Origin of the sequence: Virgibacillus dokdonensis, from assembly GCF_900166595.1 — a bacterium.
Taxonomy (GTDB): Bacteria; Bacillota; Bacilli; order Bacillales; family Amphibacillaceae; genus Virgibacillus; species Virgibacillus dokdonensis.
The window spans coordinates 482,450-494,694 of the sequence record NZ_LT745763.1; the positions used below are offsets into that span (position 1 = coordinate 482,450).

Sequence of the window (12,245 nt, forward strand, 5' to 3'; positions counted from 1 at the left end):
GTGTATGGATTATTTTGCCATTAGAATTTATATAGAGGAAGAAAACTGAAATGTCTTAATAACGAGGGAGAGGGAGAAGGGGGATAGTTTGTGAAGCGTGACTTACAAATTAATTATGGGGTGTTAGATGATATTATTGGAGAACTCCGGACATATAAAAGTGCTTTAGAAAAAATGGACGATTCACTTGATAAAGTGAGTACCTTTATGCAAACAAATGAGGGGAAAAGTGTTGAAGCATGGGATCAGAACATTAACAGCTCGAAAGAAAAAATTGCTAATTATGAAACACAGATCAATGACCTTTTATCCCTATTTGAAAATTACGTAACGGACACGACGAGATATATTTCACCGATTTCAAGAAATACGATGATGCGTGTGGATCGTAATGATATTTGGGCGAATTTAAAGCAAATAGAGGGCGGCATGACGAATAATTTGTTTAAGGCATTAAACAAAAGCTATCAGCAACCTGCTTCATTTTTCGGCATGTTTGATGACCCAACGGATGCGGAAAAAGAAGCAAGTGAGATCAACCGACGCCATATGGAGCGTATCCAAACGAGCATTGAAGCAACGAGAAAAAAGCTGGAACGTAATATGGACGAGTTATGGGATTTATATAATTCCAAAGTGAAAAGATTTGAAAATGCGGATGACGAATACAATAACTTAGCTGGAAACGTAAAAAGAAAATATACAAATTTCTTTGAAGGTGTCATGGACGTTGTCAGTAGTGTTAATAAAGCTGTCGATGATTTTGAAAAAGGAATTGTCAACAGCATTGCGGGCATGGTCACGGGACTGCTAACCGTAGTTAAGGATGCAGGTGTTGTTGCCGCATCTGGTGTTGTTCCCGATCCTGTGGAGCCATCTTGGTTAAAAGAAAGTGCAGATGAAACAGTTGATGCCTACACACGAGCTGCGATACAATTCTTACAAGACCCTATACGTGCGGTTGAATCAACTGCCCAAGCCTTCACAGATACTGTGGAAAGTGAAGGAGTTATGTACGTTACTGGTGCGACCATTCCTGCCTTAATACCAGGTAGTTTGGCTGTCAAAGGAGCTTTAGGCGTTGCAAAACTAGGTGCAGGCGCAGCAAGAAGAGCTCCGAAGTTATTGGATAGTAAGCCTTTTAGTGGTAATTATTATCGGAAAAAGATAGAGGCAGCTAAAGCTGGAATGGCTAAAGTGACAGAGAAGTTCACTTTTGGTAAAGACTATGCACTTTCAACTGGCGGTGCAAACTTTAAACTTAGAGATAAAGATTTTGCAGAGGGTACTACGCCGCAGATGCTCAAGATACAGAATGGTAGAGAAGAAAGAGTAGAGACTAAAGGAATAAATGTTGTTAAAGATATACCTAAAATAAACGTTGATGATATACCAACTGCAAAGAGTGGTAACTTCAATAAATTTTTCAATTCCCTTACAATTAGTGAACTAGATGAATTTTGGAAGGATAAAAAGATTAGAAAGAAAATTGAACGTCAACTTAGAGCACCTGGAGGTTTACACGAATGGCACTTAGTTTCTAGGGCTCCGCAATTTAAGTATTGGAATATTGGTGCTGAAGAGATTAAAGAATTAAGAACAGCTATATCCGATGTTAAATTTGTCAATCCGAACGGTGTTCATGGTGGATTAGGTTCAACTAAAGCACATAATGAATTGTTAGCTATAATAGATACTTCTAGTGACTACAATACATTTGTTAGACGACTTAATAATTGGGCTAATTATAGATTAGAAGGTGGAGTTTCATCTTTACCCGAAGGTCTACGATTAAAGTAGGAGGATAATGTAATGGAAAAACAAGGATGGGTTTCTATTTGGTTAGGGAATATTAGTGATGAAGATTCTATAGAAGAGTATGTAGATTTAACGTATGATGAGGATGGCGAATCTGTCCCTTCCCAATTCTTTATCGATTTTAATATTGATATGGACGAAATAGATGAGGATACTATAGAAAAAGCTGTCTATAAAAATGGTAGTCAGGATATTTCCACATTATTAGAGGGATGTTCGTATGAAGAAATTATTATTCCGAAAATCAAGAAAAGTATGAACTTAAAGGGAGTATATAATGCAGTAATTTTAATATATAATTTTGAATATAACAATGAAATTAGCTCAGCTGGTGTTTTTGATTTTATAGCAGCTACAAATTATGAGTAAGATAACTGTGTATGGGCCAACAGGCGGTCCTCTTGAAAATTCGGCTGAAACATTTGTAAAAAACCTCATATTTAATAATGACGAAGGTTATTGGAAACAAGGTAGTGGTGATTCGTGTTTTGAGGTTGATGGTTGCGAGGAAAAATTAATATTCTTTTTGATGAACCGTATGAGTTTTTTATTATGCAACATCCAGATTATGTAGTACCAATTAATAAAAATGTTGAGATAAAAACAGTTGAACATTTAGTAGGCGGATAGCCAATGAGAGTACCTACATGTAGTTATGTTGATCGCGAAACAGCTTACCGTATAATAAAAGATTTTATCACCTTTAAATCAGTTCCAAATCATAATAGAGTGGGTTGATTTATACAATATAAACTTTGATCACGGATTTTAATTAATTTTATAATCTAGGTAACAAAATAAATACAAAGTATAGCTGGGCAACGTTTGCCTTTTGAGTGTATTATGGATGTGTGGGTAAAATAAAGTTAGAAGCAAGCTTAGGTTTAAGTATATTATATGTGAGGTTTCCGTAAGATCTCACACAAATATCACAGTTAAAAATAAAAGTGCGAAATACCTTGAAACTATATAAGCTATTTTTACATATACTTTACTTTGAATAGCTTAATAGAATGGTGATGAAACTGTGAATAACCAACTGAATTATGGGGGGCATGATGTAAATCATGCCCCTCACCCCTTATATAACAAGGGTTGAACGGCAATACTGATTTTTTTGACCACACTTAGTCAAAATTAAGCACATTTTTCATGAGACTCCCGAATTTTTCGGAGTCTCTTTTTCGTATTTCTTCTGTTGTATGAAGGTATACATTTACGGTTGTTTTGTCATCAGAGTGACATAATTCGTTCAATCGATACCCCAGCTTCTGCTAATAAAGATGTGTGAGTATGTCTAAGTGTGTGGGGAGAAATTGTTTTATTTTTTAGATTGGCTAACTTAAGCAACCTCTTCATACGCTGCTCAATTACTTTAGGATATATTGGATAGCCTAAATAAGTTGTTGTATTTACAAACATATACCCTTTATCATAGTATTCATCTGCAAATTCTTCCTTGACCTTCGCATTAAACTCCATTAATTCTTGCAATACTTTTATAACCATTTCATCTAAATCAATTTTACGCACAGAGTTCTTTGTTTTGGGTGTCACTAGTTCATATTGTTTGATGTTATTTTTAGGATTATAGTAAGTCTTAGTGATATTAAGAAAGTGAGTGCTGTTCTTTATCTGTAAATCTGATTCTTTCAGTGTGCATAATTCACCAATACGTATTCCTGTATAAGCTAACGTTAAGAAAATGGGATAATCTAAGTGCAATCCCTGTTTGTATGCTGTTTTTAAAAATATAGCTAGTTCTTCTTTCTCCATGTATTTAGGTAAATCCGTTTCGTTCTCTAAATCCTCAACAGTCTTTTTCTTTTTGACCACATATTCATATTCTGTTGGATCTTTTTTAATTACTTCTAATGCACAGCTTTTTTAAATATCATTTCTCCGGTTCTATGGATGCCATCAATGGTTCGGTACGCAATATTTTTTTCTAGATTATGCAAAGTTTGTAGATACATATATCAAGTTATATCTACCATTCTGATATTTTGAAAGTACTTGTTTAGGTTGTTAATCTCATGTTTTCTTATCCTTATAGTACCAGGTTTTGCGCCTCGTTCTTTTTCATACAAATCCGTTAAACGTAATAGGATTTTCATTTACCCCTATCCCCATATCCAATCCATTAGCTAATTGTTTTGCTGCTTTTTCAGCTTTGCCTTTAAATCTTCGTCGTGTGATTTCTTTCCTTTTACTTGTTCGTGGAACGTGGACTGTACGCATTCTCAACATCTAGAATAAAGCAAGGCCGATATGTTAAAGAATTTGGTACCAAATTACAGAGGGACAGGAAGAGAAAACCTTACATTTTTAAAAAATATGAAAGCAAGAAACCATCAAATCCAGCAACCAATAAAAAATACCTTTATTTTCCATGTGTTGATGTATTGTTCACTATTGATTGCCATCTCTTTTTTATTATGTTTAGTTGTATTGTTTTTTAATCATATTTCTATTAAGAATTTGTATGTCGGGCATTTTAAAATGAATAATAATTATTGAAACATGACAAAATTGTAAGTTGATTGTAATGGGAATCAATATACCATCTTGCGTTTCTCTTTTATTATAAATCTATGTGTGAAATTTATAAGAAAGAGGTAAATAATAATGAAACCAATAATAAAGAAGGATCGAATTAATGTCATTGACTTAATTAGGGGGTTTGCCTTAATTGGACTTCCTTTTGTTAATGTGCTTGCATTTTGGAGTTCAAACATAAACTTATCAGGAACGCAGGAGGATATTTTGGTTCAGCGTTTCTTATATATATTTGTTGAAGGACGTTTTTACACTATATTTTCCTTTCTGTTTGGATTAGGGATTTGGATTTTTTTATCGAGGGCTAAAGAAAAGAACGATCGACCATATGCTCTTTTTATTCGACGTATGTTAATCCTTGGTATAGCAGGAGGAATACATCAAGTAATAAACCCTGGTGAAGCTTTATTGATTTATGCAATTTTAGGATTGCCTGTTGTTTTCTTTGATAAGTTTCCAAAACATATTAATTTAATTTTAGGTATAGCAGGTGTTATTACAGGGAGCTTTTTTGGAGCAAAATTGCTTATGACTTTACCTTTAATGATGCTAGGTCTAGCGTTTGGACAATATCGTGTAATTGAGTCTTATATTAAAAAACGAAAAACGTGGATGATAGTTGCTGTTCTTTCATTTGTTGCAACTATTATTTCAGTCGCTTTTCTTTGGCAAAAAGCTCCTGTTGATGGGTTAGTAAGTAATATGGATGGCGTTGAATTAACCGAAGCACAAGTATCATCAAATCGTGATTTTTATGACTTTGCGGACTTGTCTTTTACTTTCACACCATTTTTCTCTGTTTTTTATGTTAGCTTTCTTGTTTTGCTTGAGCCTTTAGCAAGGAAATTGTTATCACCATTGAACTCCTTTGGACGAATGGCGTTTACAAATTATATAGGTCAATCTGTTATATTGGTTATTATTGCAATGTTTATTCCAACTGGTACAGTAGTTTCATATATCACCGCAACAATTACGTGTGTACTTGTAGTGATAGCGCAGATCATTATTTCTGCATTTTGGCTTAGGTATTTTAAGTATGGTCCGTTAGAGTGGCTTTGGCGATGCGGAACTTATGAGAAATGGCTCTCAATACGAAAATAAAGAAACGTAGAAAGTTAAGGTAAGAGACCATCTAGGTATTTAATCAATATAAAGTTGCGCACCTTTTATTACTTATGAGGGCTAATAGTCTTCATTCAAAACAAAAAGCGCTCTGCGGAAACAGGGTGCTTTAATACATATCATATCATCTAAGAAATGTATTGCCGTGGATCCGTTTTTTCCCTCCTCACCTTTTTAATCGCTTCAATCCACATCGTTTATAATAACTCTTCTGATATGACAAAAGAGGTGGCACTTTGGTGTATTAATCAATAATGTAGGCCATCTTTTTTTATTGAATGATAGCTTTATTTCCCATCGAGATTTTATAATATTCAGCTTTAATTTATATTCCGATTGATACACCATTCATTATTCATGGTCTCTTTTTTAATAATTATTTTTAATGGCGGGGAGATGATAAGTGACGCAGTTTAAAATTTCGAGTATTCAAGAGTATGCTTGCAAATTGGACATTTAGTCTAATGATGAATTATATAAGGTAAACCAATTTGGATGCAGTTAATAACTTTACAACGAAGGATCTAGATTATTTACCACATGAAAACTATAGGTACTTGATTAAGTGGCAAGTGCTTTTGTTTTTGATTCTAAAAATATAAGGTGTTGTTCTCTCATATATTTTCCAATAATGGGCATATTATTTTTTGATGTATTATATTATTGGAGGTTGTACAATGGAGAATAATTACAATCATATAAGATTAACATCTGCTGAAATGGGAAAACTTTGGGTAACTTATACAGGGAATACGATGGCCAAGTGCGTTCTTCGTTATTATCTTCAACATATCGATGATAAAGATATCAAAAAAGTTGTAAAAAATGCCTTAAATTTAAGTGAGAAGCTTGTGAATAAAATTAAAGATATATTTATTCAAGAAAATTTTCCTATACCTATAGGATTTACGGATCAAGATGTGAATTTAGGTGCTCCTAGGTTGTTTTCGGATGAATTTTATCTTCATTACTTGAAATACACTAGTAAAGCTGGAATGAGTATTTATTCGATTGCAATCCCTATAATGACAAGAGAAGATATAAGGGATTTTTTTATTAAAACGTTTAACTCCGCAGTAAATTTATTAAATGAGGTTAATAAAATATTAATCGCAAAAGGGTATTATGAAAAGTCTCCACAAATTCCAACACCAGACAAAGTTGATTTTATAAAAAAACAAAAATATTTAAATGGCTTTTTTGGAGATATAAGATCACTTCATGCATTAGAGATTTCACATCTTCACGATAATATTGAAAATAATGTGACAAGTAAATGTTTATTAATTGGTTTTAGTCAAGTATCCCAAACGGAGAAAGTTAAAAAGTTCTTTTTAAGAGGAAAGGAACTTACCAATAAACATATAGAGGCCAGTACACAACATCTACACAAAGATAACTTGCCATCTCTTCCGTTATTGGACGATCTGGTAAGTACTTCTACTTATACTCCTTTTTCGGATAAATTAATGTTGTGGCATAAAATAGATATGTTTTCCATGAAAATAAGATCGTATGCAAATGCTATTTCGCTTAATGGGAGGCGTGATCTTGGGGCGATGTATGTTCGGTTTCTAAAGGATATTGGACTGTATGTAGAGGACGGTACAAATATTATGATTAAATATGGGTGGATGGAGCAACCACCAGAAGCAGTTGATCGTAAAGAACTTGCGATGAATAAGGAATAGGGTGTAGGAGCAGCAAGAAAAACGCCGAAACTATTAGACATAATCGGTTATTTTTACATATTGTTGCTTTTAATTAACTCTATTGAATGGTGATGAAACTAAGATTAATCAAGGGAGGCATAATGTATCACTGCCCTAACCCTTTGTGGACAAGGCATGAACTGTAATATTGATTTTTTTGAGCACAATTTGATCCTTTTAGTCAATAGCAAGTCCATTTTTAAGATAACCTGTTTTTCGTATTTCTTCTTTTGTATGAAGATACATATTTTATCGAATATAAGGTGCTATAAGTTTCATACTTCAAGAAATTCACAATCGGAGGTGAAGGTAAAACCTCCTGCTGAATGGAGGGTCACGCTATTATAAGTAAAATTTTTTACTTTTGGAATAGAGATCCATGGTCTACTTATACTAAGTATTTTACTGGCTTTTGCTTCCATTGCAGATAGAAAGCCGTTTCTTCCTAAACAATCTTCCATAAACTGCTTTATCGTTGCTGTATCAGGCTATAGAGGGTGATTAGCTAGTGAACTGCGCATATCGAGACGTCTTGTAGATGAAAGTAACATAATAAGCCCAAAAATTAAAGCAGCATATGAAGTTGAAAAATATATACAGGATGTACAAAGGACGCAAATAAATCGTTCTTATATTTTGAAGGAACCTAAACATAAAATTGTTAAATTATTCGTTGGTGTATCTACCTTTATGGAAGATTGATATAGTTTTCAACTATGTCTCTAAACCATTGATTTTAAACGCAAATACAGGAGAGTCTGAAAAGTATTTAAGCAGCCAGTGGGAAACGAATAAATGGTTAAAAATAAAGTAAAAGAAAAATTAAATGGAGCTTTTCTATAAGGGGTGTATTTTTTAACTAAATTTTAGTTAGCTTGCACTAAAAGAAAGGATAAAAATAGTTACGATCAACTACAACTATGTATGGATATTTTTGGTGATAATCGTGTCTTTCTAAGAAAAAGAGAGCTTTTTTTCGCTATAATAAGTGTGGAATTTTACGATTTATAGTAGAAGCTTGTCTAAAATAATAACATTTCACAAAAAGTCAATCTTGACATCATCCTGAATTTTCGGTTTACTTAGAATAATAGGTAAAAAGTACATGTCTTTGGATGCGTTTGCTTGTTTCATAGTACAAATAAAAAGAAGGAGGATGCTTATGGTGCAAATTGAAGAATTTTTAAGTCAGATGAGCAGTATTGTATGGGGAATACCATTACTTGTACTACTAGTAGGTACTGGAATTTATTTAACAATTAGACTTGGTGCTTTGCAGGTGCGTTCGTTACCTTATGCGCTAAAGCTTGCTTTTTCCAGAAATCAGGATAAAGATTCAGAGGGTGATATTTCCCACTTTCAGGCGTTAATGACTGCTTCGGCTGCAACAGTTGGTACTGGTAATATTGTTGGAGTAGCCACGGCGGTTGTGATGGGTGGTCCTGGTGCTATTTTTTGGATGTGGTTAGCTGGATTTTTTGGCATGGCGACGAAGTATGGTGAGGCAATTTTAGCTGTAAAGTATCGTGTGAAAGATGCGAATGGAAATATGGCTGGTGGTCCAATGTATTATTTGGAACACGGATTAAAACAGAAATGGCTCGGTGTTCTATTTGCAGTATTTGGTTCTCTTGCAGCTTTTGGGATTGGTAATGGAACACAGTCTAAAGCTATTGCAGATTTAATGCATGATACATTTTCTGTTCCGTTTTGGGTCACTGGTATTGTGCTAGTTATCTTTGCTGGTATGGTTATTTTAGGTGGTATTAAATGGATTGGACGAGTAACTGCATTTTTTGTGCCTATTATGGCATTGTTTTATATTCTTGCTGGAATTATAGTTATGATAATGAATATTAATCTTGTACCAGAAGCACTTGGAACGATTTTTACATTTGCGTTTACAGGCGAGGCTGCAACGGGGGGAGCTATTGGTGCAGCGATACGATTTGGAATTGCCCGCGGTTTGTTTTCCAATGAAGCAGGTTTAGGGTCTGCTCCTATAGCTGCTGCAGCAGCTAAAACGGACTTACCTGGCAGACAAGCGCTCGTTTCGATGACGCAAGTTCTTATTGATACATTTATCGTTTGTTCAATTACTGGAATTACTATTGTTATGTCTGGTAATTGGCGAGATGGTTCCATCGAAGCAGGTGTGTTGACGTCTACAGCTTTTGAGACTTTACTTGGTGGAGCAGGTCCATATATTATTACAATTGGGTTACTGTTTTTTGCCACTTCGACAATTTTGGGATGGGGATATTATGGAGAAAAATGCTTCCAATACTTATTCAAAAATCCTATGGCAGTAAGAGCTTATCGTACGGTTTTCGTTCTTTTCATTTTTGTTGGCGCCACCGCTACCCTTGATGTAGTATGGATGCTCGCCGATGTACTGAATGGCTTAATGGCTGCGCCCAACTTAATTGGTTTACTCGGATTATCAGGGGTAATTATTTATGAAACCAAACGTTTCCAGAAAAAAGCCAAAGAGGAAAAGCAGAAAGTAGCTTCGTAGGGGCTTATCTACCAAAAAGTTATTGCATACAAGTTACATTGCACTTTGTTGTTAGATAGAGGTCTAACAACAAAGTGCAATTTTTTTACACTATAGGAAAGTATAAAAGTTTTAAGGGTTATAGTATAAGAAAAACTATGCCATTCGCCATAAGACTTGGCGACAAGCCAAGTTTTTCTAATGTGCTTAATCCATTTTTTGGAGTTTAAAGCAAAAGGGAGAAAATTACCTTCTAAGCGGAATGAATTCATGCTCGTCAGAAAATTGCTTGTCCTAGTGCGGAACTCGCTCCAGTTCGTCAAAAACTCGCTCGCCCTCGCGCGAAATTCGCTCATGTTCGTCAATAAATCGCTCGCCGTCGCGCAAACTCGCTCATGCTCGTCAGTAATACGCTCGCCGTCGCGCAAAACTCGCTCATGCTCGTCAGTAATACGCTCGCCGTCGCGCAAAACTCGCTCATGCTCGTCAGTAAATCGCTCGCCCTCGCGCAAACTCGCTCATGCTCGTCAGTAATACGCTCGCCGTCGCGCAAAACTCGCTCATGCTTGTCAGTAAATCGCTCGCCGTCGCGCAAAACTCGCTCATGCTCATCAGCAACTCGCTCGCCCCCACTCCGACCACTATTATTCCACTATAGGAATGTATAATTTTGTAAAATCGCTGAAGTTCAGCATAGTTTCTCTTGAGTTTTATGGGAATTCGCTGAAGTTCACAAGATAGTTATTCGAGGTTCACCATGAAGTCGCTGAAGTTCACAATTATCCACGAGTGGCTACACCTTAAATCAATAAAAAAGCAGTAGCGCGTATTATAATTCTACTATTTATTGGTTTGGCTTGAAGTTTATGGCTAGGAATGGAGAGCTTAAAAGTATTCGCTTTGATTAAAGTAGCTAAAAAGGCAGCTCTCCTAAATAGAAGGCAAAGAAAGGATCGCGAAGTATAGAACGATGCAGGTAAGAAAAACTAATGTATAGTGCATGCATGATTTTCGTTAGGAGGTCTTAGCTTATGAAAAAAGTAACGATTGTCTTTTGGGTTACATTAGCCATTACTGCTGCGTTGTCTGTATTGGGAGCAGTCCTGCCAGATAAGTTTGAAAAAATTTCAAGCTTGGTTATGCGCTTTATATCGAATCATTTTGGCTGGTATTATTTATTAATTGTAACACTGTTTGTGGTGTTTTGCGTTTACCTTGTATTTAGCAAGTATGGAAAAATAACGCTTGGTAAAGTTGGTGAAAAACCGGAATTCGGTTATCTATCTTGGTTCGCCATGCTTTTTAGTGCGGGAATGGGGATTGGGCTTGTGTTTTATGGTGTTGCCTCACCTGTTTCTCATTATATGAAAACTCCTCCGATGGCAGAGCCTGGTACTAGAGAGGCTTTTGAAGATGCGCTACGTGTGACTTTTTTTCACTATGGTATTCATGCATGGGCGATTTATGCATTAATTGGATTAGTGCTCGCTTACTTTATGTTTCGTCATGAAAAGCCAGGTTTAGTAAGTTCGTCACTGGAATCGTTGTTTGGTGATAAAATGACAGGGCCTTTAGGGAAAGCGGTTGACGTAATTGCTGTTTTTGCGACTGTTGTGGGAGTAGCAACGACACTTGGGTTTGGTGCTACGCAAATTAACGGTGGTATTGCTTATTTGTTTGATATACCGATTGTGTTTTCGGTACAATTTATTATTATTTTGATTGTGACTGTTTTATTTATGATATCTACATATACAGGCTTAAGTAAAGGGATTCGTTACTTAAGTAATGCGAATATGGGATTGGGAGCAGCGTTGTTTTTGGCAACTTTAATTCTTGGACCGACTTTATATATCTTTAATTCTTTTACAGACACGATAGGCTTATATATGCAGCAATTGCCTTCTGAAAGCTTTCGTCTATCTCCGCATAATGAAGAAGAGCGAGCATGGGTTATGAACTGGACGGTATTTTTTTGGGCATGGTGGATTGCATGGGCACCATTTGTTGGAATCTTTATTGCTAGAGTATCTAGAGGGCGAACCATTAGAGAGTTTGTGTCAGGTGTGTTAATTGTACCGTCAGTAGTCGGCTTTCTTTGGTTTTCAGCATTTGGTGTCTCAGGGATGGATGCACAGAATAAGGGTGCTAATATAGCAGCACTTCCGGATGAACAAGCTTTATTTGGGTTGTTTGACCAAATGCCATTAAGTATTATTTTGTCATTACTTGGCATTTTGCTTATTAGTACCTTTTTTATTACGTCTGCTGATTCCGCAACCTTTGTTTTAGCGATGCAGACAACGAATGGATCGATGACACCACCGACAGCGGTAAAGTTTGCTTGGGGAATTGCACAATCCTCTATAGCTGCTGTATTGTTATATACGGGTGGTTTACAAGCATTGCAGAATGCACTTATTTCCGCCGCCTTGCCATTTTCGTTTATTATGCTATTGATGATTGTTTCTTTTTATAAAGCACTGAAAAAAGACAAAGGCAGAAATCAGTAGAAAAATTTTATTCTAAAAACC

Annotated in this window: 9 protein-coding genes; 7 read left to right on the forward strand and 2 right to left on the reverse strand. The window is 35.6% G+C overall.

Features of this window, described 5'->3' with window-relative positions; all coding sequences use genetic code 11:
* Positions 1–90 precede the first annotated feature (90 nt).
* The 3 genes from B2C77_RS21950 to B2C77_RS21955 are packed head-to-tail and all read left to right on the forward strand — an operon-like array spanning position 91 to position 2,392.
* Positions 91–1,800: a hypothetical protein gene (locus B2C77_RS21950; RefSeq protein ID WP_254843931.1), complete on the forward strand. Its 1,710-nt coding sequence runs from the start codon at positions 91–93 to the stop codon at positions 1,798–1,800.
* Between the two features lie 12 nt (positions 1,801–1,812).
* A complete protein-coding gene (locus B2C77_RS04040) occupies positions 1,813–2,187 on the forward strand; it encodes an immunity 22 family protein (protein WP_077702510.1) in 375 nt (124 codons plus the stop codon).
* Positions 2,180–2,392: a hypothetical protein gene (locus tag B2C77_RS21955; RefSeq protein WP_254843932.1), complete on the forward strand. Its 213-nt coding sequence runs from the start codon at positions 2,180–2,182 to the stop codon at positions 2,390–2,392. The genes B2C77_RS04040 and B2C77_RS21955 overlap by 8 nt, the downstream gene beginning before the upstream one ends.
* A 659-nt stretch (positions 2,393–3,051) precedes the next feature.
* On the opposite strand, the gene B2C77_RS04050 is transcribed toward B2C77_RS21955, so the two are convergent.
* Together B2C77_RS04050 and B2C77_RS21550 are read right to left on the reverse strand one after the other, a co-directional pair.
* A complete protein-coding gene (locus tag B2C77_RS04050; protein WP_077702511.1) occupies positions 3,052–3,654 on the reverse strand; it encodes a site-specific integrase in 603 nt (200 codons plus the stop codon).
* A 246-nt stretch (positions 3,655–3,900) separates the two neighbouring features.
* Entirely contained in the window at positions 3,901–4,059 is a 159-nt protein-coding gene (locus tag B2C77_RS21550; RefSeq protein WP_176087270.1) for a hypothetical protein, read from the reverse strand.
* A 387-nt stretch (positions 4,060–4,446) separates the two neighbouring features.
* On the opposite strand from B2C77_RS21550, the gene B2C77_RS04060 reads away from it, so the two are divergent.
* From B2C77_RS04060 to B2C77_RS04080, 4 genes are all read left to right on the forward strand, one after another.
* Positions 4,447–5,481 carry a DUF418 domain-containing protein gene (locus tag B2C77_RS04060; protein ID WP_077702513.1) on the forward strand — a complete coding sequence of 345 codons (1,035 nt, stop codon included), beginning with the start codon at positions 4,447–4,449 and terminating at the stop codon, positions 5,479–5,481.
* Positions 5,482–6,179: 698 nt separating this feature from the next.
* Positions 6,180–7,193: a DUF3231 family protein gene (locus tag B2C77_RS04065; RefSeq protein ID WP_254843933.1), complete on the forward strand. Its 1,014-nt coding sequence runs from the start codon at positions 6,180–6,182 to the stop codon at positions 7,191–7,193.
* Positions 7,194–8,376: 1,183 nt separating this feature from the next.
* Positions 8,377–9,732, forward strand: a complete 1,356-nt coding sequence (locus tag B2C77_RS04070) for an alanine/glycine:cation symporter family protein (RefSeq protein ID WP_077702514.1) — start codon at positions 8,377–8,379, stop codon at positions 9,730–9,732.
* A 1,010-nt stretch (positions 9,733–10,742) separates the two neighbouring features.
* On the forward strand, positions 10,743–12,224 hold the full coding sequence (locus tag B2C77_RS04080) for a glycine betaine uptake BCCT transporter (protein WP_077702516.1): 1,482 nt from the start codon (positions 10,743–10,745) through the stop codon (positions 12,222–12,224).
* Positions 12,225–12,245 lie beyond the last annotated feature (21 nt).